This is a genomic window from Sulfurimonas sp., from assembly GCF_028694605.1.
Classification (GTDB): Bacteria; Campylobacterota; Campylobacteria; order Campylobacterales; family Sulfurimonadaceae; genus Sulfurimonas.
On the sequence record NZ_JAQVKP010000014.1, the window covers coordinates 51,849 to 77,397 of the forward strand.

Consider the following 25,549-nt stretch of genomic DNA (forward strand, 5'->3'; position numbering starts at 1 on the left):
ATCCGTATCAATCCAGCATTAGTCGTGTAATTTCATTCGGAAGGTAAAACTTTTTGCCTACCAAGCGCAGGCAGTATGCATCGTTTTTGTCTTTTTGAATATCTTTTTGATTGATAAATGCATTGTTAGGAATATCAATATGATAAAGATATCCCAAGCTGAAGCGCAGCAGTTTTTGTTGATATTTTAAATCATCTTGAGGATTTTGAAGCAGTTCTATAAATTTTTGTTTGAGCTGCTTTCTTGAGTATCTTGGTGTCTTGATCGGCAGTAGGTTTCTATGGGCTTCAAGCGAAAACTTGTGTTTCTGATTGAGGAATGACACAAAGCCAAAAATAGCACTTTTTTGACCGCGATAAACCCACAAATATCCGCTCAGAGCTTCATCGCTAATCTCACTCTTTTCAAAATGATCACAATACTTTAGAAACTTCTCCGCCGGAGTCAATGCCAAGCGGATGGATCGGATACTTGTTTTGCCTTGATCGGCTTTTGTCCTGAGTGCGGTGTAATACTCAAAAAGGAGCTTGTATCGATAATCATCTTTTTCAAAATATTGCAAAAGCCTGTCGATCATATCAAGGTTCGCATATTCTTCTTGAACGGCTTTGTCTATAATGATTTGTTTGATGTCTTGTAGATATAGTGTAACAAGAAGATATTTTCTTGCTTCCATTACGCTAAGGAATTGCACCATCTCCTCATAAGTCGGGAATCTGTCAAGCTCTTTGGCTACTTGATCAAGTTTGGAAAAAAACTTGTAATATCGTTGAAGTTTTAAAGAAGCGTATATAGCACCTCTTCTTTGTTTGAGCCAATCGGAGAAGCCTTGAAGCAAATGTGCCGTGTGGGAGGAAAGCAATGAAGAATATTGTTTTGTTTTTCTCTTTAAAAGATTATCGTATGAGCACTCTCTGCATATTCTACCCCTTCCCGCTGGGAATGGAGACTGGCACTGTTTGCAGATTCTATCTTTTTGTGTGGCGCATACTTTGCATACATTTTTGCCGTTGATGAGTTCATATGGCTTTGTATGTCTATGGCATCTAGTGCAAATAGGCAAGGTTCGATTATAGCAATTCGTACAAAGAAGTTTCGTGCTGCCGTCAAGCAGAGTTCTGTTTGAAATATGATTGGATTCTTGATGGCATGAAGAACATCGCTTTTGCTCTCTGAAATATCGAGAACATGAGGCGCATACAGGTCCATATTCGTTTATAAGCCCATGTTTGTACTCTGTCTTTCCGCACCGGATACACGGTTTGTCTTTTACAAGGCATTTTTTACAGATACGCTCTGTCAGGAAGATAAAGATTTTTTTTGATTTCCCGCATTTGCTGCACGTGGTCAACTCAAAGAAGCGTTCATAGCATGATCGGCAGTAGTGCTTGCCTTGAAACCTATAGTCCCAGTCTGAGAGTTTGTTTTTGCAATAGCTGCAATTTGGCTGGGTTATTTGAAATCTCAAAGGTATTTCCTGATCTCATCCATCAGAAGCTCAACCTCCTCTTTGGGGCGTGGCTGAAAGTCTGAATATGTCCGTAATATTTCTTTGTTCGCAGTCCGTTTTCTTTCTTTTAGCGAGTTTGCAATATGGCTAAGCGTAGGCGAATGAAGTTTTATGGATCGCATAAACAGTTGTTTTGATATATCGGCTTCTCTAAGTATTGCAACAATGTCTGAAAGGCTAAAATAAAGAAGATGGGAAACCATATCCAATAGTTGATGTCTTTTTTCTGACGAGAGGGCATCAATACTTAACTGCCTAGAATCATCTTCTCTTTTAACAGGTTCATAGTGATAGCCTATTTCTTTAAAAAGATATTCCGCATGTGGCTGGAATATCTTTGCGTGGATCAAGTCCCTAAAGAAGAGCATGAGTCCTCTTGCGGTTGCAAAGAGATCGGCTGCATTTTCATCGATGATGGGATAGGTATGAGGGGGAATTTGCCGCTCTTTAATGGTGCGGTTCAAAAAGGATTGAAGGTTCAAAACGGATTTGCTTACAGGGATCATCTTCCCCCTGATCAGGGAAGATTGACAATACTGGCATCTGGAGAAATCCGTATCGGTATAGGCGATAAGATGGGGAGCAAAGCAGTGACCACATTTACTGCAAGCAAGCTGTAAAAGAATATGATGTTTTTCGCATATACAGTTCCATGAGAGTCTCCATTGCTTTTTCATGTATGGGTTTGGTTCCTGTAGGCACATCGGGCAAAAATGAAGTCCGTTTGTAGCTGTTCTGTTTCTTATGCCAGTTGGAATAATATATTCCCATGACTTCTTTGGATTGACTGTATGCGGATGAACAAGAGCCTTATAGATCGGTTCCAGTGTCATATTCTCTATTTGTTCAAAAGAGAGGTTGGTATTTTTTTTGAGCTGCATGATTTGATCTGTTGACAAATGCCTGTCAAGGTCTTTTGTCCATATCCTTTGATTGAACCATAAGCCATCGGCAAACCCAAGTGGGTCGGTTCCATTAAGAATCGAACTTCTTATAAGCCATGAGCTGAGAAGCTCGTCAGGTAGAGGTGTCGCCGTATAGTACATCGAGATTGACTATTCTTTCCATAGGATTTTTTGAATTTTTTGTCGGAACGTTTTTGATGATCCACGGTGTGATCTGCTCGACATCGTTTTGTATGGCATATTTGGCACAGGTGATTAAAATTCTGCGTAAATGTCCGAGATTTCCGTTGGAATGCTCATAAAGTAATTTTTTCATTTCCGCCTTGTATAGTCCCGAAGGTTTTTTTAAAGGAAGCCATCTTTCAAATGCCGCAAGAAGTCCTGCAAACTCTTTGTCGTTTGACCATTTTGGCAATTGCACTATCTCGAATCTGCTGACGTGCTGGGCTTCATTGAGGACGGTAACCGCATCCATTATTCCCACAAGCACGATAGGTATTTTGAGAGAGTTTGTAAGATTCTTGATCGCATCCATGACAGCCCGCTGTTTGATCGCAGTTCCTTTGAGAAGATTATGGATTTCATCCAATATAAGCATCTTGACGTTGAGTTCTCTCAGGAGGTGGATGGTCTGATGGCGAAGCTTTTGGGTCGTATCCGTCGGGCGGAACGGCGTCCACAATTGTTCAAGGATGGAGATATACAGCGTCCTGTCATCGCCTCCTTCCATATTCGCCACTACGACGGTCTTCATGGCTTTGGACATCCCTGTGTCATCTTCGAGAGTTTTATCGGGATGCAGTTTCGCAAATTGGGAAACGATGGCGCTCTTCCCGATATTGGGTTCGCCCACAATCAAAAGTCCGGGCATTTTGTCCTGTTTGGGATACTTGAGAAGATCATTGAGATAGAGTATGACTTTCTGGGCAAGCGGATAGTTGATCCAAACCTTGTTTTCTAAATACTCAATTCTCTCTTCCGTATTTTTATGGATGACAACCTCTTTGGATTCGGGCAAAAGGTGGGCATATGTCTCAGGCATTGTCGCCTCCTTCAATAAAAACATCAAATACCGGGATATCGCCTTCATCAAACTCTTCAACACTTTCCGCCTCTTCTTTAAGAGGTTTCATCTTTTGGATATGAAGGTTTGTAACGCTGTTGCTTTTTTGGTGTATTTTCTTTTTCTCTTCGGCTCTTCTGACCTTTTTGGTCTTTTTCGCCGAGTCTGACGCCATCTCTCTCAGTTCCTCATGCGCTCTGATGATTTGCGCATCATAGGCGGATGACTTCTGCTGAGGCGTAAGATTCGCTTTGATCGCATTGTACTCAGATAAACTCATACTTGGGATTGCGCGATTTGCCAAAGAAACTTTGTGATACAGTCGGCTCTTTTCTTCATAGAACCATATGTAGCTGATGTCATTGGGATCAATTCTGAACGTATAGTCTTTTTTAGAAGTGTCGTTTGCAGAGTTTTCTTCTTCGATGAAAGATCTCAATACAAAGTCATAATATTTAAGACTGTTGATGTGTACCCCGGTTTTGCGTATTTTTCTCTTGACTAGAGGCAAGAAATCAATCAATAGGGTTTCAGCATCAGCGGGTCTTGGCGGAAGTCCTGTTCCTTTATGAGCAGGAGTTCCAAATACCCCTTCTTCCCATTTTGCCTCTGGAGACATCCCCAGCGTGGAGTGTTTTTGCTTATGGTAAATTTTTGTAATAAATGTTACAAGCCATAATTCCAGTTCATGAAACGTCATGCTGGCATTACCTTCAGAATCGTAATCCAAGCGTTCGCGTATATTTGAAAAAGTTGTTCCCGGTATTGTATGGATCGCTTTCATAAGCGTTCCTATAAGACGTTCAATATGTCCTCCGTAATTGGTTTTGTTTACAGGTCTCCATTGAAGATTGATTTCGTGAATACGGCAAGCTTCCGTGAGCGCTTCAGCCCGGAAGTCGGCTCCGTTATCGGCATGAAGCGTATCCATGAAACCCCATACGTCCCAATTTGACTCAATGCCCATTTTCATCAGCCATTCATTCTTTGGCAAAATGGAGTTTGCTACGCACATTGCCACAGATAAACCGGAAGGGGCATCAAGCGACATATGGTAGCCGGTAATCATCCTGCTGTAGACATCAATCGCTAGTGTGATAAATGGTCTGCCAATAGGTCGGCGTGTCTCTTCATCTACAATAATGACATCCATTTTGGTGTGGTCGATTTGTACAATTTGCAGCGGATAGTCTGCAATGAATTCACCCGGAGCGGGTTCAAACTTTGTTCTTGTCTCGCTTTTGCTGCCTCGTCGTTTTGCCCTTTGGTATTCGCTGATTTGGCTGATTCTGTTGCGAATGGTATTTTTGCTTGGCGGCGTGAGGTTTTTCTTCTGGCATTCCGCTAAAACGACATTGATCACATATTGTACGGATGGCTTTATTCTTTTTAAATAATGTTCTTCAATCGCCTTTTGAATGATTTTCTCAGCCTGCTGTTCTATGCGAACCTCTCCTTTTGATCTCCCCCTTTTTCTTGGTAAAAGACCTGTGAGTGTTCCTGTAGAGGTGTATCCTCTCGCCCACTTGTATACTGTTGTAAAATGTGCTCCGGCTTTTTTGGCATATTCTTCAACTTCCTCTCTGGAACCGTTGTTGAGTATCGGCTGAATCGCAGTAAATCGCCTTTCCATTTCTTTCCAGTCAGAGTCAGAGATATCGGAAAGATCCCTATGGATAAAATCATTTTCGGGAATTTGTTCCATATCTACCGGTTTTAGATCATTGATTAGAAGGCGCTTTGCTTTTTTTGTCTTTATGTTTACGCCTATCAATTCGGATGCATCAAGTATTTGCGTGATCTTGTAGATGTCGTTGTTGTACTGGACATATTCGTTAGCGAGCAGTTTTAGTTTCCGGCGGTCTATTTTATATGAGTTTTCAGAGTTCATTTAAAATTCCTTCTTCATAAGTTTCATCGATGTTAAGCCAAATGGTGCTCCACGCATTGATTTCTTGCCCAATATCAATAGCAATCTTTTTATGGACGATTAGATGGTATAACTGGGATATCGCAATGGCCTGTAGGGTTTTGGTAGCATACAAAGCTTCTATAAGATGGTCAATCTGTGTATGCCCTACGGCTTGCAAATATTCCAAAATACGTGATTCTTCACGTTGGTCAAATGACATTTTTTTATAGCGTTTTAGTAGTAGAATATTTTCTAACTCGATACCTCGTATTTTATTGTCATCGTAAATTTTGAAAATGTAATCATTTTCTTGTGCGTAGCGTGTCGCAATTTTGAACTTTGGGCGCAACTCATGAAATTTTTTCTTCAATATTTCATGGGGCTTGACCTCAATGAGTAGCGATTTTGGATAGATAGATTGAGAGTCGTATTGAGGCAAGGATTTAAAAGTGACAAGAAAATCCGGCGTGTAGGTTACTGTTTTCCCATTTTTGTTTTCGTATTCAATGGTAACAGGCTGTTCCTCCACATCAAGAACCATGTCATTAAACTCAAGCAAGATCAGCAAGTCTCTTTCAAGGAGTGATTCATGCCATATGCTCTTTTCACCCCTGAAGGGATAGTATCCGGATGAACTGCCGTAAGTATATGCCGCAGTACGATTTTTCAGAGATATTTTCATTTCATATACTCGCTTTTGTTACTTTGTAGCGTATTTAAATGGGTTATTTTCACTTTGTATTGCTTTTTATTGAATATATTAGCGTTTTTCGCTGGATAAAATCTCATTTTTCAGCCTTTATTTGGGTTATTTTAGCGTTTTTTATTGGAACTGTCAGGGGAAGCCATAAGGCTAAAATAGGTGAAGTAGGGCTTGCGCATCGTGGGATTTTATTTTTTGATGAACTGCCGCACTTTAGCAAAAGTGTTCTTGAAGCTCTCAGAGAGCCGCTGCAAGACAACAAAATCCACATTTCAAGAGTTAACGCAAAAGTAGAGTACCCAAGCGATTTTCTTTTTGTGGCTGCTATGAACCCATGCCCATGCGGCAACCTGCTTCATGCGCATAAAGAGTGCAGATGCAGTGAACTTGACATAGTACGGTATAAAAACAGGCTTTCCGATCCATTTTTGGATAGGATAGATTTGTGCGTGGTGATGCAACAAGTCGCTCCGAGTGACACATCAAGCATAAGTTCACGGCAGATGCACGAAAAGATACTTGAGGTATATCGCATGGTAAAGCAGCGGGGACAAAAAAGTTTTACGGCAAAACTCAGCGATGCAGAGATAGACAAGTTTTGTGTTTTAAGTGCAGAGGCAAAAGCCGTTTTGGATATGGCGGTTCATAAATTTGCACTCTCTTTTAGAAGTATCAAAAAGATTCAAAAGGTTGCCAGAACCATCGCAGATTTGCGTGCGGGAGATGTGATAGAAAAAGGCGATATCTTAGAGGCACTCAGCTACAGAAGAAGATAGCCTCTAAAAGCAAGTGGTTACTTAGCGATACCCTCAACAGATATCTCAAGTTTTACTTTTTCGCTTACTGCAACGCCGCCGGCTTCCAGCACTCTGTTCCATTTGACATTATAATCTCTTCTGTCGATTGTTCCCATAAGTGTAAATCCGGCTCTTTTTTTGCCCATTGGGTCTATAACGGTTCCGCCAAACTCATAGTCAAGCACCACATCTTTTGTGACATCTTTTATGGTCAGTTTCCCGTATGCCTTGTCGCCTTTTACCTTGTCTAGCACAAACTTGATTTTTGGGTATTTTTCCGCATCAAGAATCTCAGATGATTTAAGATGCGCATCCCTGTCTTCTATATTTGTGTTGATAGAAGCAACCTCGATTTCGCCCTGAAGTTTTGTCAAAAGAGCAGATTTGTCATCTAGCTCAAATGTTCCTGAAAACTCCTCAAACTCCCCGCCAACGGTACTTACCATCATATGTTTTACTTTAAAAGCAACATTTGTATGTGAAACATCTACATTATAAGATGCACCAAAAAGAGAGCTAAATCCAAGCAGCAAAGCCGCCAACGAGTGTAATATTTTCATCTTCAATCCTTTAATTTGGTTTGAAGCATTATCCGCTTTTTTTTGCTTTTTCGCTCTTAATAATGTCAATTAGTGACATTATTTAATTTATACATTATAGTAACTTGCACTTGGATGGTAAACCACTAGCGCAGAGGTGGACTGCTCAGGGTGGATTTGAAATGTCTCGCTTAACTCTATGCCGAACTCTTCAGGTTTTAAGAGATTGAAGAGTGGGCGGTTAAGCTCAAGGTTTGGGCAGGCTGCGTAACCGAATGAGTAGCGGCATCCCTCGTACGCCGACATTTTTACATCGCTTAGTCTGTTTCCCTCATCTTTTGCTATGCCGAGATCAAGCCGTATCTGCTTATGTGCTATCTCCGCCAAAGCTTCAGCAAGCTCAACGCCTAGTCCGTGAAATCGATAATACTCTGTGTAGTCGCCTCTCTCATAAATCTCTCTCTCGACCTCGCTAAGTTTTGCTCCCGCACTCACACAGGTAAAGGCTACCACATCGTGTCTGTCTCTATGAAAAAAGTCGCTTAATGCACGGTGTGGTTGTTTTGACTGACGAGGAAAAGTAAATTTCTCTTTGGTTCTGCCCATAATCTCATATAGAGGCTCACGGTTTATTTCACTCTCGCTGTTGTAGCCTTCGCTCTCGTCAAAAATGAGAAGAGTGTCATCATCGCTTCTGCATGGCCAGTAGCCGTAAATAATTGTCGGTTCAAAGAGTTTCTCTTCGATAAAGCGTTTTTTTAGCTTCTCATATGCGGGATAAACGACTTCATTTAACTGTTTTTCATAAGCCTCTTTGCTCAATCCTTTTGAGCTGTAGCCCCAACGAGCTTTAAAAAGAAGCTTGTGGTTTAGCCACTCAAACGCCATCTCAATTTGCGTTTGTGTAAGTTTTAGTTCTCTTCTTCCCCAAAACGGCGGAGTCGGGACTTTGACATCGCGAGAGGGCATTTTAAGTTCAGAAAACGGCGGGATAATTATCTCTTCTTTGACTTTAACCATCTTCTCTTCGCCATCTTTACCGTGCAGGTCGGTATCAAGATTGCCAGATTCTATGCGGCTCATGGCAGTTACGCCGTCAAACGCATCTTTGCAGTAAAAGATAGGTCCGTCGTAAACAGGGCGGCAAAAATCATCTATAAAAGAGCGAGTAAGCGCCGCACCGCCTAGAAGTACCGGGATTTTTATCCCTTCTCTTTGAAGTGCTTCTAGGTTCTCTTTCATAACCTGAGTAGATTTTACCAGAAGCCCGCTCATGCCGATTGCGCTTGCATTTGACTCTTTTAAGGTTTTTATGAACGCCTCTATATCAACTTTTATGCCGAGATTTATGACTTTAAATCCGTTGTTTGAGAGGATGATGTCAACCAGGTTTTTGCCGACATCGTGAACATCCCCTTTTACCGTTCCCAAAATAAGCGTGGTATCTACTTTTTTATCTATCTTTGGCAAATATGGATTTAGATAGTCAACCGTTTTTTTCATGGTTTCGGCACTTTGCAGAACAAAGGGGAGCTGCATATCGCCACGCCCAAAAAGTTCGCCGACGACTTTCATGGCATCAATCAAAATCTCATTTACGATTTTTTCCGGTGCGATGGAGTGCCTTGCCTCTTCCACTAAAGGAATCATCCGCTCTTTGTCGCCATCCATAAGTAGTTTTGCGATTTTCTCTTCCATGCTCATGGCAAGATAGGCTTCGTCTATTGCGCTGTTATCGACTTTTTCTTTTGTGCTAAAGTGTTCTATAAACTCAAAAAGAGCCGCACCGCCTGCTTTGCGGTTAAAGATAAGGTTGTCGCATATCTCTTGGTCTGTTTCGCTGATTTTATTTATGGGTATAATGTGCTGAACATTTATGATAACGCTTGTAAGCCCTGCCTGTGTGCAGTGGTGCAAAAACATGGAGTTCAGGTAGGGTCTTGCATCTTTGTCTAGTCCGAAAGAGATATTTGAAAGCCCCAAAATCGCCCCGACTTCTGGATGTTTGGTACGCAACTCCCTTATGGCTTCGATGGTGTTTATACCGGCATCCACATACTCTTCATCACCGCTTCCAAGGGTAAATGTAAGTAGGTCAAAAACCAAATCTTGCGGTTTTATGCCATGTTTTTTGGTGGCAAGTTCATATATACGCTCGGCAACCTCAAGTTTTCTCTCAACCGTTTTTGCCATTCCCTCTTCATCTATGGTCAGACAAACAAGAGCCGCCCCAAATTTTTTAGCTAAAGCGCAAACCTTGTCAAACTTCTCTATCCCGTCTTCAAGGTTTACGGAGTTGATGATAGGCTTGCCGCCGATGAGTTTTAGCGCTTCTTCTAGTGCGGGTGTCTGTGTGGAGTCGGGCATAAGCGGAAGTGCTATCTTTTGAGCATACAAACTCATAACCCTGTTCATATCTTTTGTCTCGTCTCGCCCCGCAAAACCCACACTTACATCAAGTACATGCGCACCCACTCTTACCTGCTGTTGAGCGACACTAAGAGTTCCCTCATAATCCTCCGCCAAAAGCAGTTCACGAAACGCTTTTGAACCCGTTGCATTGCTTCTCTCTCCGACAAGCAAAACGGATGACTCTTGAGTAAGTGAGACGGTGTTAAATAGTGAGGCAAGAGAGTTGGGCTGTGAACCTTTTGGCTCTTTTGGAGCGGTTTTGCTTACACGGTTTACCAGTGCACGGATATGTTGAGGTGTCGTGCCGCAACATCCGCCCAAAAAGCCAACTCCGTCATACTTTAAAAAACCTTCCTGCTTTGTGGCAAACTCATCTGGTCCCATCGGGTAGTAGGTGTAGCCGCCTCGGTTTTGCGGAAGTCCTGCGTTTGCGTGTACGCTGATGGGTTTATGCCAAATCTCGCTTAGAGTTTTTACATGTTTTTCGACCTGCTCAGGACCTGTTCCGCAGTTAAATCCAAGTGATATAATGTCAAAAGGCTCTAAAATAGTCGCAATAGTCGAAGCGTCAGTTCCTATAAGCATAGTTCCGCTTAGCTCGATAGTTACGGAAACCATAATAGGAATCTCTACGCCCTTTTGCCTGCAAGCCTCGGCGCATGCGTGAAGCGCGGCTTTTATCTGGAGCGGATCTTGACAAGTTTCAAGCAAGAAAACATCCACACCGCCGTCAATTAGTGCCAGACAAAACTCCGTGTAGCCCTCAAGCATCTCATCATAAGTTATATGCCCTAAAGATGGGAGTTTTGTCCCCGGTCCGATGGAGCCTAAGCAGAGGCGCGGATGCTCCGGTGTGGAAAATTTTTCGCACTCCTCTTTTGCAAGTCTTGTTCCCTCACGGGTCAGTTCATAAGCGCGATGAGAGATGCCGTACTCATCTAAAACCCAAGAGAATGAACCAAAAGTATTGGTTGTGATAAGGTCTGCACCCGCCCTCAGATAGGCACGGTAAATCTCGCTCAAAACTTCGGGGCACGTGGTGTTCAAGAGTTCGTTACACCCCTCATTGCCCTCCCACGCCTCTTTTGGGATTTTTGCTTCTCTTTGTTGAAGCTGTGTTCCCATGGCTCCGTCAATAATAAGCGGTCTGGTTTTTATGGTTTTTAAGATATACTCTTTCGTTGTCATGCATAATCTTTTGGTAAGGTAAATGGTGATTTGATTTTACCAAAAGAGAGCATAAAAGAGACTTTTAGAAAAAAGATATGTAAAGTTATAATAATTATTATGATTGATAATATATTTTTTTATAAAATCTGCTATAATTTTGGCAAAATAATGTCAAACTGACGAGGAGTTTACATGAGTGAGAGTAGTTCAGGCATCAAGTTGCCTACTCCGTGGAGATATAATAGATATTTTTTCTTTACTTTTTTAACAGTTACGGCTTTGGTTATGCCGTGGATACAGATAGAGGGAAGCCACTTTTTTCTGCTGAGTTTTGACAAACTCAAGCTGCATCTTGGGTTTGTGCAGTTTGATATGCAAGAACTCTACCTTATGCCGTTTTTGCTGATGATACTCTTTTTGGGGATTTTTGGGATGACTGTTATGGGCGGAAGAGTATTTTGCGGCTGGATTTGTCCGCAGACTATTTTTCGTGTTATCTACCGTGATGTGATTGAGACAAAACTTCTCAAGCTTAGAAAACGCATCAAAAACAAGCAGCAAGAACCGGATATGTCACTGAGTGAAAACAAGATAAAAAAAGTTATAGCCGTTGTTTTGTGGGTAGCACTGTCGTTTGTGGCAAGCGCAAATCTTATCTGGTATTTTGTGCCGCCTGAGGATTTTTTTGCTTATATGGCAGACCCTTTTGAGCATATGATTTTGCTTGGAACGCTTGTTTCGTCCGCTCTTTTTCTTATCTATGATATCGTCTTTTTGCAAGAAGATTACTGTATCTATGTCTGTCCGTACTCAAGGGTTCAGTCTGTTCTCTATGATGACCACACCGTTATGGCACTCTACAACACTAACCGTGGCGGGCATATCTATAATGAGCATAAAGAGAAGGTGTTTACAAAACAAAAAGATTTACAAGCCTTTGAGCCGCACGCGGAGTGTACGGCATGCGAGAGTTGTGTAACGGTCTGTCCGACCCATATAGACATCCGAAAAGGGTTGCAGCTTGAGTGTATCAACTGTTTGGAGTGTGTGGATGCCTGTACCGTCGTTATGGGCAAACTGGGTAAACCGTCGCTTGTTACTTGGTCGAGTGAGTATGAGATTATCCAAAAGAAGGGAAAAACACGCTACTTCCGTCCAAAGATTATTGCATACGCTCTGCTTCTTGTCGGTTTGGCGGTTGCTATGGTTGTGATGGGAAGTAAAAAAGAGCATATGCTCCTTAACATCAACAAAGAAAATCGTCTCTACTCCATCAACAAAGAAGGCGAAGGAAGAGTGGCGGTGGAAAATGCTTATGAGTTTTTACTTCAAAACACACAAAGCGAGACGCTCAAATTTTATTTTGAAGTAAATTTACCGCAAGGCATGGAAGGGAAACTTGAGATTGTTAAGCCAACGGAGCCTTTTGATATTACGCCTGATGTCAAAAAGAAGAAGATTGTTGTGCTAAAAACATACGATAAGCTTGCTAATGATGCACGTCACGATACTATCATCCCAATCACGATTCGTGCGTATGCACTGGGGCATGAAGACAAAATCGTTGTTTTGAGAGAGTCAACATTTACATATCCAAAAGCAGATGTTTTAAAAGAGGCGAAATAATCTTCATTTAAAACACAATTCGATAGACTTTAAAAATTGGCATTTAAAAGGTCTATCGATGATAAAAAAAATTCTGCTCTCTCTTTTTATGCTCTATACGCTTTTAGGTTTTTTTGTCATTCCTTTTGTTTTAGAGATGCAAATACCAAAAATTGTCTCAAATCAGCTTCACGCAAAACTCTCTATCAAAGATATCTCTTTTAATCCGTTTCTTTTTCATCTTGATGTTTATGGGGTAGAGCTTCAAGATGAAAGAGAACAAAAACTCGCCTCTTTTGAAGTATTTAGAGCAAATTTTGAACCTCATCTGCTTTTTGTCGGGTCGGTTTATTTTAAAAACATCACTCTGCAAAAGCCACAAATTTTTCTGAACTTTGATAAAGAGGGAAAACTAAATTTTGACAATCTTGTCAAAAACAGTACGCAAAACGAACCGAATAAGACACGCTCAAGCAGCGAACTTCCTCACATCGTCATAGATACGGTTGCACTGGAGGATGGCTCTTTTGCTTTGCATGATTTGAGAAATCCAACCCCTTTTGAGCTTGTGGCAGATGCCATCAACCTTAAAGTGAGTGATATTGATACGCAAAGTTTTGATGCAAAGAGTGCAAAAGTACGCCTTACTTCACGGCTTGGAGATGGAGGAAGCGTCGATGTGAGAGGCGATATCGCAAGTTACGACCCTTTTATCATTGATGGCAATGTCAACATTGAAGCGACACAGCTCTATACATTTTGGAAATATATGCAAGACTGCCTCAAGCTTGAGATTGCCGACGGGAAGCTCTTTTTTGTCACAAACTACCATTTTAATGCAGCAGATATCAACGCAACAACGCTTGAAAATCTTTTTATCTCTCTTGAAAATCTTCGCGTCAAACCAAAGAGTAAAAACCATGATTTGCTTACGCTAAAAACTCTTCGTTTAGAGGATGTACGCATAAAACCTATGCGTCAAGAGCTGTTTGTACAGGATATTATCATCGAATCTTTAAGCGCAAACGCAAAAAGAGATACGCAGGGCAATATAGACTGGATTGGTTATCTGGAGGCAAAACAGCAAAGCGCAAAAGAGCAGAAGCCGCAAAAAGAGAATGCGCCGTGGAGTGCAGAGGTCGCAAAGATTTCACTTAATGGCATTGGAGCGCTCTTTGAAGATAAAAGTATCACGCCTAGCGTTAAAACGAAAATGGATGTGGTAAATGCAGAGATAAAAAATGTGACACTTTTGGGAGAAGAGGCGTTAACTTATAAAGCAGATGTGCGATTGGGTGAAGCTGCGTGTAACTTTCAAGGATTGCTCAAACATAAAAACCTCATGCTTGATTCCAGCGCCAAATGCTCAAATTTAGGACTTTTGCACTATGTTCCATATATAGACAAGATAGCCTTAGAGCAACTAAAAACATACAACGTGGCACTAAAGGGCGGGGTTGTAGGTTTTAATGCGCATGTTGCCATTGAGGATAAAAATGCGCAAATTAGTACGGTTATCGATAAAGCAGATCTGAAGCTTGAGAATTTCCATCTTGCAAAAAGAAAAAGCGGAGAAAAAGTTCTCGCTTTTAAAACTTTTACCATTCAAAATGCTTCTATAGACACCGCTAAAAAAGAGGCGCATGTGGCAACCACAACGCTAGAGAAGCTCTCTTTTGGTCTCAAAAAAGAGAAAAACGGCTTAATAGACGTTACAGAGCTTGTAGAGCTAAAAGAGGTCAAAAAAGGCGCCGAAGCAAATATCGCAAAAGACACACCTCAAGAGAAGCCCTACAGGGTAGCGATAGGGGCTTTTGATATGAATGATGCAGAGGTTATTTTTGAGGATAAAAGTGTACAAAACAGTGCGAAAGTTGTTTTAGACAAGATTCACGCAGGTGCAAAAAATATAGACTCAAATGCAAAGAGCACATTAGCGTATGCCATAGATATGCGAGTCAACAAAGTAGGCAAGATAGATGCAAAAGGGTCGCTGCAACATACACCGCTAGAGCAAAAAGGGACGCTAAGGCTTCAAAAAATCTCCCTAAAAGAGCTTACCCCTTATCTGCAAGAGAGTACATTTTTAAAAATCAGCGACGGATATCTAACTCTGAACAGCAAAAACAGCTATAAGCAAAGAGACGAGAAGTTTGACGCTTCTGTGGATGGAAGTCTCAATGTGAGAGATTTTTTCTTGCATGATACGCGGGACAACAGTACGATTGCCTCTTTTGTCAAAGCAGATGTTAACTCATTTGCGTTTAAAAGTACGCCAAACAGGTTGAGTGTCGATGAGGTTTTGCTTGACTCTTTTTATGTTGATGCCCAAATCAATGAAGACAAAAGTATGAATCTTGCAAAGTTAACCAAAGAGATGCAAGAACCAAAAAAGGAGACAAAAAAAGAGGTCGTACAGCAGAAAGAGCCTTTTGATGCGAGGCTTCTTAAGCTCAAAGTCAAAAACGGAAGTGCAAATTTTGCGGACTACTCTTTGCCAATTGATTTTAAAACATCCATTCACGACCTAAACGGCGACATCTATGCACTATCTAATATCAAAGGCGGCGTGAGTTATGTTGAGATGGACGGAGAGGTGGACGCTTATGGTTCTGCGAAACTCAAGGGTAGCGTGGAGGCTTCGGATTTTAAATCTTATATGGATTTGAATCTAAACTTTCGCAATCTAAGTCTTAACTCTTTTAGCGGTTACAGTGCCCAGTTTGCAGGCTACAAAATAGATGAGGGAAAATTTTTCCTAGATTTGCAGTACAAGATTTTTGACTCACAGCTTCTTGGCGAAAACAGTCTTATCATCAAAAAAATCAAACTCGGAGAGGAGATAGAGGATGAAAATATCACCAAGCTTCCTCTAGGGTTTGCGGTTGCACTCCTAGAAGACAGCGAGGGGGTTATAGATATCAATATGCCAGTAGATGGCGATTTGAGTAAACCTGATTTTAAATATGGCGCAATGGTTCTTAAAACATTTGCAAATCTAATCATCAAGGCAGTGGCGTCTCCGTTTAAGTTTTTGGGTGCTGCGCTTGGGATAAAATCCGATGAGCTTGAGTTTATAGAGTTTGGTGCTTCCGAGTTTGGGCTATTGCCTCCCGAGAGAGAAAAGCTTGACAATATTGCAAAAATACTGCATGAAAAACCAAAACTCTCGCTTAAAATTTCCGGCGGATATGATACCCAAAAAGACAAAGAGGCAATTCAGGCTAAAAAGCTTACGGAGGAGGTTATCAAACAAGGTAACGATGGCGGTAGCGTTAGTGTAAACTCTATTGAAATGCTTTGCATCCCTCGTCTTGGCAAAGAGAAGGTAGTGTCCCTTAGAGCCAAAATAGGAGAAAAATATCATCAAGAACTCTTTAGGGCAGAGTTCCAAAAAGCACTTGTAGATGAGTGTATGACAACATGGAGTGTTTTGGATGAGGAGCTTGTGGCTCTGGCAAACAGTAGGGCAGATACCATAGCGACCTATCTTATAGGGGTAAAAAACGTAGATGCAACAAAAGTTGTCGTAGAGAAAGTACAAAAAAGAGATGATACCAAAGAGCAGTGGGTAAAAAGCACACTTAGAATAGATGCATTATAAATTTTTGCTATAATTACATTTTTTTAAAGGATAGTTTATGCCATTTTCACCCACAAATAGAAAAGGTACGGTAAACGGAGTGATTTTCGTAGCCATCTTTGCCGCAGCGGCAACGATGATTTCAGAAATTGCTTTTGTAAAATCGCTTGGTATTTCACCACTTGTTATCGGGATTGTTATCGGGATTTTTTATGCCAACACACTACACAACAACACCCCAAAAGCATGGAGTGGCGGGATAACATTTTCTGCCAAAAAAATCCTTCGCTTTGCTATTGTTTTTTATGGATTTCGCATCACTTTTCAGCAGATAGCGGAGGTTGGCGCGGAGGGCTTTTTGGTCTCACTTATCATGCTCTCGACTACATTTATACTCGGAACATGGGCAGGGCAGCGATTTTTTAAGATGGATAGAGACACAGCCATGCTCAGTGCTTCCGGGGCTTCGGTTTGCGGAGCAGCGGCAGTTTTAGCGACAGAGCCTGTTTTAAAAGCGGAGGAGCATAAAGCAGCCATCGCCGTCTCTATGGTTGTTCTCTTTGGAACCATAGCGATGTTTTTGTACCCCGCACTCTACAACATGGGCATTTTTGATATGAGCGCAAAAGAGTTTGGTATCTATGTGGGCGGGACTATCCATGAAGTGGCACAGGTTGTTGCAGTTCCTGCTTCTATACCGGGGGCGAGTGAAGAGATGGCAAATTCGGCGGTCATTGTGAAGATGACGAGAGTTATTATGATTGCGCCGATGCTTATCCTTCTTGGGATTTACCTCTCTATGAGTGCAAAAAAGAGCGGGGGCGAGGCAGGCGGCGTAAAGCTTGTTATCCCGTGGTTTGCGGTTTACTTTATCGGAATGGCAGGATTTAACTCGCTTGGTATCGTGCCGCAAAATATCGTTGCGCTTATCAACCAGATAGATACATTTTTGCTCACCATGGCGATGACTGCGCTGGGCATCGGGACGGTATTTTCTAAGTTTAAAGGACTTGGACTGGCACCAATCTATGCGGCGGGAACAATGTTTGCATGGCTTGTTGTCGGAGGATATTTTATTACAAAATGGGTTGTAGCGACATTTTAGGGGTAGAGTTTTAACTAAATCATTATATAATAAAGCTCTATTTTCAAGGAGACAAAAAACAAGTATGCCTCACCTGCCAAATACACTCAACTCTTATTGGCTCTGGAGAGAGGTCTGCGCAAAACTTGGCGTCTCAAACCCGACTTATCGGTATTGGAAAAGTACTCCAAATCTTAAGCTTAACAACAAGTATCTTTTTGTACAAAAAAACACGCTTCCTCAAAAATATGAGTACGTGGAGAAGATACTCACAGATCTCTCCGGGCATCTTCCCATCAAGTACGCTTCTGACAAACTTCATGTCAATGAGCATCTGTTCTCCTACGAGAAGATGAAGCTCTACAAAGAGTTTGAGTACAAATTTGTCGAGGATGTAAAGTTTGTCAATATCAAAAAATTTTTTACAGAGTTTGGTATAAAAGTTGGGAAAAATTCTATTATTCAGCTTGGGAAGATAAAAGATTTGGAGTTTGCGCCAAATGCAACATTTTACAACCTAAAAAATGATTACGGCATAGTGGTGTACGACTGATGGATGCTTTTTTTCTGGAGTCCAAAGACCCGCTTTTTGGGATTATTATCTTTTTTGTTCTTATTTTTGTCATCACATTTTTCTCCTACTGGCTTTCCAAATATAAAAAAAGAGAAGACCACAAGCATCTTGACATGTTTTTACAACAATTTCAGTCGCTTCCTTCACAAAACGAGCTTAAAGTGCTTATCGCTAAAGGCGAACTCTCTGAAAAATCTTGGTTTTTACTTGCAAATGCTTATACGAAGAGCGGTAACTATGAAAAAAGCATTGAGATTTACAGTGAACTTTTAAAAGTCGGAGATAAAGCGAATTATAGAGATACTATGTTTTTGCTAGGAAAAACCTATTTTAAAGCCGGTTTTTTAGAGCGTGCCAAAACCGTTTTTTTGGAAATACTAAAGGCAAATCCGCGAACCCCGCAAGCATTAAACTATCTCCTTTTGGTTTATGAGCAGACACGTGACTATAAAGCGGCGATGGAAATTTTGGAGCCATTAGAGGAGCTTGGAAAGGATACGGTAGTGCAAAGAGCCTATCTTGAGGCGCTGCTTGTGCTTCACTATACAAAGCTCACGCCACAGCAAAAGGCAGAGGAGTTGTTGCAAATCTATAAAAGTTCTCATGCACTTACTCACCTTGTTTTTGAGTATCTATTTCGAGTAAATCCTAAGAGCGCTTGGGAGAACTTTGACGCTTCAAAAGCAGAAGAACTTATTGATGTTTTATGGAGTGTTGACAAAAAAGATTTAAACCTTGAAGTTATTATGCAAAATAGCTACCTAAGAGAGCTTTACAGCGCCAAAGGGTATATAAAAGTGGCAAACAGAAGCTCTGTTTTTGAGCTTGATATCCTTATAAACCTTGATGCAAAAGTCAATGCAACGCTTGGTTTTGAGTATATCTGCAATAACTGTAAAGTTGTTTTCCCGTTTGCATTTCATCGTTGCAGCAATTGCCATGCTATAGACACTTCAAGAGCAGAAATCACTCTTGTAAAAGATTATCATAAGGATTTTAGTGAAGAAAATAACTCTTTTCAGTGACGGAAGCGCGCTTGGAAACCCGGGACCGGGCGGATACGCCGCCATCCTTCGCTTTGGAGACAAAGAGAGGGAGATTTGCGGAGGAGAGTTGCATACGACTAACAACAGAATGGAACTTTTGGGGGTTATCGAGGGGCTTAGAGCATTAAGGGAGCCGTGCGAAGTTGCTATCGTATCAGACTCATCTTATGTCGTAAAGGGGATTAACGAGTGGCTGGGTGATTGGGTCAAAAGAGATTTTAAAAAGGTAAAAAATCCGGATTTATGGATGGAGTATATAAAAGTAGCAAAACCGCATAGAGTTAGTGCAACATGGGTACGAGGACATGACGGACATCCCGAAAATGAACGGTGCGACATTTTGGCAAAAGATGAAGCTCAAAAAATGAAAGAGAAAAGACAATGAGTAAAAAAATAGAGGATTTAGAAGAGGTTTTGGGGTATAAGTTTAAAAACAATAAGCTCCTTATCGAAGCGCTGACGCACAAAAGCCATAAACAGCCCTACGATAATGAGCGACTTGAGTTTTTGGGTGATGCGGTTTTGGATTTGATTGTCGGAGAGTATCTTTTTTTCAAATTTCCAAAATCAGATGAAGGTTCTTTGTCAAAAATCAGAGCATCGCTTGTCAATGAAGATGGGTTTGAAAAACTTGCACGCTCCATAGGGCTTGGGCAGCATATCTATCTATCAAACGCGGAAGAGAATAACGGCGGGCGCGAAAAAGCCTCACTGCTCTCAAACGCTTTTGAAGCGGTGATGGGTGCTATCTATCTTGAGAGCGGGTTAGAGCGTGTGCGTGAGATTGCGATTGCGCTTATAGAGAAGAACCATCCTGACATATCGCTTGATTCGCTCTTTCGTGATTTCAAAACAACGCTTCAAGAGCTTACACAGGCAAGATTTGGAGAGACCCCGGAGTATATAGTGGTGGCAAGTCGAGGACCTGATCATAAAAAAGAGTTTGAGGTAGCGGTTATCATAGAAAACAAAGAATATGCAAGGGCTGTAGGAAAAAGCAAAAAAATTGCACAACAAGAGGCAGCAGCGGTGGCGGTAAAATTGTTAAAGGAAGCAAAGTGAACAGTTTTGGACAAAAATTAAAAATAAGCACGTTTGGAGAGTCGCACGGCAGGGCAATCGGATGTCTGCTTGATGGCATTCCAGCAGGGCTTGAGATAGATGAGGCGTTTATTCAAAGCGAGCTAGACCGCAGAAAACCTGGTAAAAGCGAGTTTGAGACGGCAAGAAAAGAAGATGATAAAGTAGAGATACTCAGCGGAGTATTTGAGGGCAAAAGCACTGGAACACCCATCGCTATGGTTATCTACAACACAGACCAAAAATCCAAAGACTACTCAAATATCAAAGATATTTTTCGCCCCGGGCATGCAGATTTTACCTATTTTCACAAGTACGGTTTACGTGATTACCGTGGCGGTGGAAGAAGTTCTGCGAGAGAGACGGCGGCACGAGTGGCGGCAGGTGCCATAGCAAAACTGATGTTGCGCCGACTTGACATTGAGGTACTTAGCGGTATTTGTGAGATTGACGGAATAAAATCTGAAACTTTTGACTACGAAGCAGCAAAAAAAAGCATCATTTATGCGCTTGATGCTGCGAAAGAGGAGGCACAAAAAGAGGCAGTGCTTAGAGCTAAAAATACACACGATTCAGTCGGCGGTGTATCAAGGGTAGTGGTGCGAGGTGCACCAATAGGACTGGGTCAGCCGCTCTACTATAAGCTAGATAGTGTTTTAGCGGATGCCATGATGGGTATCAATGCAGTAAAAGCGGTTGAGATAGGCGATGGGATTTTAAGTGCTTCTTTGAAAGGATCGCAAAACAATGATGCCATAAGAGCAAGCGGATTTCTCTCCAACCATGCAGGCGGTATCTTAGGCGGTATCAGCAACGGCGAAGAGATTGTTATGAATGTCTATTTCAAACCGACACCTTCTATCTTTCAAGAGCAGCAAACTATTACAAGCCAAAACGAAGAGGTTGACTTCTCGCTCAAAGGGCGCCATGACCCGTGCGTTGCCATCAGAGGAACCGTAGTATGCGAAGCTATGGCAGCACTTGTTATCGCCGATATGGTGCTTTTAAATATGGGCTCCAAGATGGACGGGGTTGTTAGATATTATAAACAGTAGTTTAAATTATTGAAGTAATAAGTTTTTATTAATTTTAATATAGCTAAAATGTCCCTGAAAAATCAAAAGAGGTGATGTTGATGCGTATTATTTTATTTATGTTTATTCTTGTGCTTGCTTTGCAGGCAAAGCCAATCTTTAGCAATACCGACCAGGCAGACAGCTCTCAGTATATAGAGGCTTTAAAAAATCTTGTTATTGCTACACAAAAAACCAGAGGCTTGACAAACAGTTATCTTAACGGTAATCTTATAGCTTTGATGCTTGTGCAAGATGCCAAAAGCAATATGAAAAAAGCCATAGGTTCTATGGAATCTTTGAAGCTTGCTTCAGACCCTGTTATCAATCAAAGAGCCACCGATATGAGCAGCAAGCTTACAGATCTTAACCGCAAGGCATTTAAGCTCAAACCCGAAGAGTCGTTTGAGCGCTACACGCAAGAGATTGAGCAGATTTTAATGCTTGCGCAAACAGTAAGCAAAAGAAGCGCAGACCACATGAGTCCATTTGCAAAAGATGCATCTTTTGTGATGATGGAGCAGATGCTGCCGCTTACAGAGTATGTCGGACAGCTAAGGGGCTATGGCTCTGGAATCGCTGCCAAAGGTGCAATAACACAAGAACAAAAAGAGAATCTATCGGTAATTATTGCAAATCTGACCTCTCTAAACAATGAGTTGCAGGCGCGTATTAAAAATGTTCTCAGCAGCGGTAGAAAGTATTATCCGCAGGATGTGGAAGAAAAAGTTACAAAAATGAACAGCTCACTTGAAGCTTATGTAGAGTTTGCAAAAAAAGAGTTTTATAAAGAGAGCATCTCCATCAACCCTGACAGTTACTTCACAAACGGAACAGAGATAATCACACAAATTATCGCGATATATGACACAACAAACAAAGCTATTTTAGAAGATTCAAAAGGGTGGCTGTAACCAAAAGAGAGTTACTCTTTTGGCTCCATCTTGCTTTTTGCTGATTTTATAGCAGTTCCAAGCGCTGTTTTTGCGATTCCCCATGCTTGAATACCTACCCTTTTTGCCTCTTTTGCAGTTTCAGATTTCAAGGCACTGTCCGCTTTTTTAACCGCTGTTTTTGCCAAAGTAGAAAATCTATCCTTCATGACACCTGCTGTTTCTTTGGAGATATGGATAAGCTCTTCAAGGTCATAGCGCATCTTTTTGTTAAGTTCTAAAAGAATCTTTCCTATGGTTGGGTCACTCTCGTTTGCCTGCGTCTGAACAACTTGTAAAAAGAGGGTGTCAGTTTGGTTCAAATCCTCCATGATAGTGTCATAATCTTCTATAAGGATATGTTTTGCTTCAAGCGGCATATATGCAAGTCTCCTCTTGAATCTATCAATTGATTCAAGCAAACCTGTTCTCATCCCTTTAAGAGTAGCTTCTAAAATATCTTCGGATATGTTCGGCGATGCCTCTGCAATCTCTATACTTGAGTGCAAGATGGTGGAGAGGATTTTTCTTACACGTATGGTGTTGAGCGTTCCTTCTTTGATTGTTTCAAAAGTTAGCTCTCTCACTATCTCCTGAATCATGTTTTTTGCTTCAGAATCCTTAGACTTCTCAAGTGCAGTGATGATGGCCCCTTCAACGGTCTCGCTCAGTATATCAAAAAGGTCGATAGACTGGAGCTTTGCTTGATGAAGCTTTGAGAGTGTAAGTGCATCCTCTTTGTCTATAAGAGACTCAATCTCATCAAAAATTGCATATTTTGCCTCTTGAAGTTCACTCTGTTTTTTTTGGATGTTTTTCTCAAGAAGCTCTTTTTGCACCAAAAGTTCGGCAAGTACATCATGCAACTCTCTTGTTCTCTCATTTATAAGACTCTCCGCAACCTCTTTAATCTCATGCAAATCCATTTTTTCAAACGCTATTGTGTGTAAATCTTGTATGCTCATTATCTTCCTTTTTTTAAAGTACCATTTTGATATGCTGATGTGCTTTTAATGCTTCATATATAAAGTTTCTATCATCTTCATTATGAACAAGCATGTCGAGATTCATGCTTATATACTTGCCGCCTTTGGAATTTTTCGAGTGCGTGAGTTTGTGTTCTCTTTCGCTGATAACATCTCGGATTGCCTGCTTCAAAGCTTCTACTTCGCTAGCGATTAGTTTATAAGACCAAGAGCATGGATATGTAAGCTCAAGTTTTTCGCCTCTAGCGTTTAAAATCTCCACTTTTGCCTCCAGACTTTTCTTCCAACTGTACGTTGCGGATAATCATCCCCTTGTCAATCGCCTTTACCATATCATAAATGGTCAAAAGCCCTATGCTTGTTCCCGTCAGTGCTTCCATCTCTACCCCCGTCTGCCCCGTAAGTTTTGCGGTAACCGTAAGCTTAAATCCGGGAAGTTCACTAAGCTCTTCAACATCACAATTGATTCCGCTTAAGTTGAGCGGGTGACACATCGGAATCAGTTCACTCGTCTTTTTTGTCCCCATGATAGCCGCAATTACTGCTGTTTGAAGCACGGGTCCTTTTTTTGTTTTTTGGCTCACGATAGCATCATAAGCATCTTGGCTCATCTCTATGATACCGCTTGCAACAGCAACACGGGTGGTGGAGTTTTTCTCGCTCACATCGACCATTTTTGGCCTATCTTTTTCATCTAAATGCGTTAAGTTCATCTTTGTTCCAATTAAAATTTATCTTTATTATAACCTATCGTTAGCCAATTTTGCTAACGCCTCTTTGTACTCATGCGGATGGTTAAGATTTAAAAACGGCTTTTCATCTTCAAAATCCACAAATACAGTTTTTGCACTTTTTAGTAAAAAGCCCAGTTTATGGTTCTGCTGTTGAAGCATCATCTCAAATTTCGGTGCAAGTGTACGATGATAGACACCGCACATAGGCTGCATACCGCTTGCGGTTTTGGCGATAGTAGCGTCATAGTCCGGTTTGTCGGTACTGAGGAGTTTTTCTATGATATCTTTGCTAACAAAAGGGGTGTCAACGCTGAGCGCAAAAAATCTATCACATGTCAAATGTTCAAAAATAGCCATAAATCCGGCAGTAGGTGCATAAGTCAAAGAGTTCTTGGCATCTTCTATAAAAGAGGCTTGAAAATGGAATTTTGATTTGTCTTTACAGGAAATATATACATTTTTGAAAATTTTTGAGAGATGATGGAGCTGAAACTCGCTAAGCGTGGAGAAAGAGCCAAAAGGAAGAAGAGATTTATCTTCTCCCATCCGGCTTGATTTGCCACCTGCAAATATGACGCAAGGGGTGTCAAACATCTATTTTTTAAGCAGTTCTGCTTCGATTCTTCTGTTTTGTGCTTTGCCCTCTTTAGTGTCGTTTGACGCTACAGGAGCCTTTTCGCCCATACCTTTAGAAGATACTCTGCTCGCATCGACACCCTCTTTTACGATAAGGTTTTTCACTGCATTTGCTCTGTTTTCAGAGAGAGTTTGGTTGCTCTTATCGCTTCCGACACTGTCTGTGTGACCTACGATTTTTGCATCATAGTTTGGCATATCTTTTAAGAAACCTGCAAACTCTTTGATTTTTGACATATACGCATCGCCTACTTTGTAGGAGTTGTTATCAAAATTTACATGAAGATTTACAAGAACAGAACATCCATCGTTATCAACTTTATGTCCTGCAGGTGTTTTTGGACACTTGTCTTTTGAGTTAAGTACACCGTCTTTGTCATCATCGCCATCTACAGGTTTTGGAGCCGGAGCAGGAACCGGAGCTGGTGCAGGTGCCACAACAGGTGCCGGAGCAGCTACAGGAGCAGGTGCCGGAGCTGCCGGTTGCGCCTTAGGACCAAACGCAACGTTAAGACCGGCTAAGAGAGCCAAGTTGCTATCCCATCTTGTATCGTTTTCTTTAAGCATATAAAGCGCTTCAACTTTGAGTGCGATACTTTCAGCCAAAGGAAGCTTTGCGCCGACACCCGCATTTAAAAATACGCTATCACGGTTGTCTGCAAAATGTTTATCAAGTGTTTCATAACCGACACCAACTTTTGCCAAAGGCTTAATCATGCTATCTGTTTTATACTCATAAACACCATTAAGTGCGATACGGTAGATGTCTGTATCGAGCGCAGAGTTTTTTTCATAGTCAACGTTGTTTGAATAAAGCAAGCTTAACTCAGGCTTCAACAGTGAGTCACAACCATTGTACTGAAGTTCAACCCCAGCCAAAAACTGGTTGTCTAAATCTAAATTTCCTTCAGGAATATTTGCGCCAATTACAGGTGTAATCTCATAATTATACTCTTGTGCCATCAACAGACTGCTTGCAAGAAGTGCTGAAATCAGTAGTGTTTTTCTCATTTTTTGTACCCTCCGTATTTTTTTGGAATTTTAACGGGTTACCTCTTAAGATAACTATAACTTAAGAGCTCAACTTTCGCACATAGAAAATCCTAAATTTCCTACATTCAAAAGCATAAATAAAGCCCATAAATAGGCACTTTAAAGTATAATTTGTTTACGACAACAGACCAATACAAGGTGCTTTTTTATGA

The 25,549-nt window shown here is 41.3% G+C and carries 23 protein-coding genes; 10 read left to right on the forward strand and 13 right to left on the reverse strand.

The window, feature by feature from the left end; translation table 11 throughout:
* Positions 1–7: 7 nt before the first annotated feature.
* From PHY84_RS09335 to PHY84_RS09360, 6 genes are all read right to left on the reverse strand, one after another.
* Complete coding sequence (locus PHY84_RS09335; protein ID WP_299859157.1) at positions 8–862, reverse strand: hypothetical protein; 855 nt, start codon at positions 860–862, stop codon at positions 8–10.
* Between the two features lie 26 nt (positions 863–888).
* Positions 889–1,209 (reverse strand): hypothetical protein, encoded by a 321-nt coding sequence (locus PHY84_RS09340; protein WP_299859159.1) that lies wholly within the window; start codon positions 1,207–1,209, stop codon positions 889–891.
* A 255-nt stretch (positions 1,210–1,464) separates the two neighbouring features.
* The gene (locus PHY84_RS09345) at positions 1,465–2,556 is read right to left on the reverse strand and encodes a TniQ family protein (protein ID WP_299859160.1); all 1,092 of its coding nucleotides are present in this window, start codon (positions 2,554–2,556) and stop codon (positions 1,465–1,467) included.
* On the reverse strand, positions 2,528–3,457 hold the full coding sequence (locus PHY84_RS09350) for a TniB family NTP-binding protein (RefSeq protein ID WP_299859162.1): 930 nt from the start codon (positions 3,455–3,457) through the stop codon (positions 2,528–2,530). The genes PHY84_RS09345 and PHY84_RS09350 overlap by 29 nt, the downstream gene beginning before the upstream one ends.
* Positions 3,450–5,369, reverse strand: coding sequence for a Mu transposase C-terminal domain-containing protein (locus PHY84_RS09355; protein ID WP_299859164.1), 1,920 nt, complete (start codon positions 5,367–5,369; stop codon positions 3,450–3,452). The genes PHY84_RS09350 and PHY84_RS09355 overlap by 8 nt, the downstream gene beginning before the upstream one ends.
* On the reverse strand, positions 5,359–6,072 hold the full coding sequence (locus PHY84_RS09360) for a TnsA endonuclease N-terminal domain-containing protein (protein ID WP_299859166.1): 714 nt from the start codon (positions 6,070–6,072) through the stop codon (positions 5,359–5,361). Before PHY84_RS09360 ends, PHY84_RS09355 begins: the two co-directional genes overlap by 11 nt.
* A 38-nt stretch (positions 6,073–6,110) precedes the next feature.
* Between PHY84_RS09360 and PHY84_RS09365 the strand changes: the two genes are divergently transcribed.
* Entirely contained in the window at positions 6,111–6,869 is a 759-nt protein-coding gene (locus PHY84_RS09365; protein ID WP_299859168.1) for an ATP-binding protein, read from the forward strand.
* Between the two features lie 17 nt (positions 6,870–6,886).
* Here PHY84_RS09365 and PHY84_RS09370 read toward each other — a convergent pair whose 3' ends face one another.
* Positions 6,887–7,450, reverse strand: a complete 564-nt coding sequence (locus PHY84_RS09370; RefSeq protein WP_299859170.1) for a YceI family protein — start codon at positions 7,448–7,450, stop codon at positions 6,887–6,889.
* An 87-nt stretch (positions 7,451–7,537) separates the two neighbouring features.
* Positions 7,538–11,029, reverse strand: coding sequence for a methionine synthase (gene metH, locus PHY84_RS09375; RefSeq protein WP_299859172.1), 3,492 nt, complete (start codon positions 11,027–11,029; stop codon positions 7,538–7,540).
* Between the two features lie 174 nt (positions 11,030–11,203).
* On the opposite strand from metH, the gene ccoG reads away from it, so the two are divergent.
* The 9 genes from ccoG to PHY84_RS09420 all read left to right on the forward strand — a co-directional run bounded on the left by ccoG (position 11,204) and on the right by PHY84_RS09420 (position 21,970).
* Entirely contained in the window at positions 11,204–12,637 is a 1,434-nt protein-coding gene (gene ccoG / locus PHY84_RS09380) for a cytochrome c oxidase accessory protein CcoG (RefSeq protein ID WP_299859173.1), read from the forward strand.
* Between the two features lie 58 nt (positions 12,638–12,695).
* Positions 12,696–16,220, forward strand: coding sequence for a DUF748 domain-containing protein (locus PHY84_RS09385; RefSeq protein WP_299859175.1), 3,525 nt, complete (start codon positions 12,696–12,698; stop codon positions 16,218–16,220).
* A gap of 37 nt (positions 16,221–16,257) precedes the next feature.
* Entirely contained in the window at positions 16,258–17,304 is a 1,047-nt protein-coding gene (locus PHY84_RS09390; RefSeq protein WP_299859177.1) for a YeiH family protein, read from the forward strand.
* A gap of 64 nt (positions 17,305–17,368) precedes the next feature.
* Positions 17,369–17,836: a hypothetical protein gene (locus tag PHY84_RS09395; protein ID WP_299859180.1), complete on the forward strand. Its 468-nt coding sequence runs from the start codon at positions 17,369–17,371 to the stop codon at positions 17,834–17,836.
* Positions 17,836–18,882 carry a tetratricopeptide repeat protein gene (locus PHY84_RS09400; RefSeq protein WP_299859181.1) on the forward strand — a complete coding sequence of 349 codons (1,047 nt, stop codon included), beginning with the start codon at positions 17,836–17,838 and terminating at the stop codon, positions 18,880–18,882. The genes PHY84_RS09395 and PHY84_RS09400 overlap by 1 nt, the downstream gene beginning before the upstream one ends.
* Positions 18,857–19,288 carry a ribonuclease HI gene (gene rnhA / locus PHY84_RS09405; protein ID WP_299859183.1) on the forward strand — a complete coding sequence of 144 codons (432 nt, stop codon included), beginning with the start codon at positions 18,857–18,859 and terminating at the stop codon, positions 19,286–19,288. The genes PHY84_RS09400 and rnhA overlap by 26 nt, the downstream gene beginning before the upstream one ends.
* The gene (rnc, locus tag PHY84_RS09410; RefSeq protein WP_299859185.1) at positions 19,285–19,965 is read left to right on the forward strand and encodes a ribonuclease III; all 681 of its coding nucleotides are present in this window, start codon (positions 19,285–19,287) and stop codon (positions 19,963–19,965) included. Before rnhA ends, rnc begins: the two co-directional genes overlap by 4 nt.
* A complete protein-coding gene (gene aroC / locus PHY84_RS09415) occupies positions 19,962–21,038 on the forward strand; it encodes a chorismate synthase (RefSeq protein WP_299859187.1) in 1,077 nt (358 codons plus the stop codon). Before rnc ends, aroC begins: the two co-directional genes overlap by 4 nt.
* An 80-nt stretch (positions 21,039–21,118) precedes the next feature.
* Positions 21,119–21,970 carry a nitrate- and nitrite sensing domain-containing protein gene (locus tag PHY84_RS09420; protein WP_299859189.1) on the forward strand — a complete coding sequence of 284 codons (852 nt, stop codon included), beginning with the start codon at positions 21,119–21,121 and terminating at the stop codon, positions 21,968–21,970.
* 11 nt (positions 21,971–21,981) lie between these two features.
* Here the strand turns inward: PHY84_RS09420 and PHY84_RS09425 are convergent, their stop codons facing one another.
* The 5 genes from PHY84_RS09425 to PHY84_RS09445 are packed head-to-tail and all read right to left on the reverse strand — an operon-like array spanning position 21,982 to position 25,355.
* Positions 21,982–22,953 (reverse strand): DUF6781 family protein, encoded by a 972-nt coding sequence (locus PHY84_RS09425; RefSeq protein ID WP_299859191.1) that lies wholly within the window; start codon positions 22,951–22,953, stop codon positions 21,982–21,984.
* Between the two features lie 13 nt (positions 22,954–22,966).
* On the reverse strand, positions 22,967–23,236 hold the full coding sequence (locus PHY84_RS09430) for a DUF493 domain-containing protein (RefSeq protein ID WP_299859193.1): 270 nt from the start codon (positions 23,234–23,236) through the stop codon (positions 22,967–22,969).
* Positions 23,217–23,687 (reverse strand): cyclic pyranopterin monophosphate synthase MoaC, encoded by a 471-nt coding sequence (moaC, locus tag PHY84_RS09435; RefSeq protein WP_299859195.1) that lies wholly within the window; start codon positions 23,685–23,687, stop codon positions 23,217–23,219. Before moaC ends, PHY84_RS09430 begins: the two co-directional genes overlap by 20 nt.
* Positions 23,688–23,714: 27 nt before the next feature.
* The gene (gene mobA, locus PHY84_RS09440) at positions 23,715–24,302 is read right to left on the reverse strand and encodes a molybdenum cofactor guanylyltransferase MobA (protein ID WP_299859197.1); all 588 of its coding nucleotides are present in this window, start codon (positions 24,300–24,302) and stop codon (positions 23,715–23,717) included.
* Positions 24,303–25,355: an OmpA family protein gene (locus PHY84_RS09445; RefSeq protein ID WP_299859199.1), complete on the reverse strand. Its 1,053-nt coding sequence runs from the start codon at positions 25,353–25,355 to the stop codon at positions 24,303–24,305.
* Between the last annotated feature and the right edge of the window lie 194 nt (positions 25,356–25,549).